This is a genomic window from Paraburkholderia sp. RL17-373-BIF-A, assembly GCF_046030175.1.
Lineage (GTDB): Bacteria > Pseudomonadota > Gammaproteobacteria > Burkholderiales > Burkholderiaceae > Paraburkholderia.
In genome coordinates, this window is sequence record NZ_JARESO010000547.1 from 1 (window position 1) to 244 (window position 244).

The following is a 244-nucleotide window of genomic DNA, read 5'->3' on the forward strand; positions in this document are numbered from 1 at the left end:
TGTGCTGTTCAAGAAGTTCGCCGGCATCGACGTGTTCGATATCGAGCTGAACGAGTCCGATCCGCACAAGCTGGTCGACGTGATCGCGGCGCTGGAGCCGACCTTCGGCGGCATCAACCTCGAGGACATCAAGGCGCCGGACTGCTTCATCGTCGAACGCGAGTGCCGCAAGCGCATGAAGATTCCGGTCTTCCACGACGACCAGCACGGTACGGCCATCGTCGTCGCGGCGGCCATCACCAAC

Annotated in this window: 1 pseudogene; it reads left to right on the forward strand. The window is 61.9% G+C overall.

Annotated elements, in window-relative coordinates:
- Positions 1-244, forward strand: a pseudogene (locus tag P0D80_RS51705) (hypothetical protein); the annotation flags it as partial.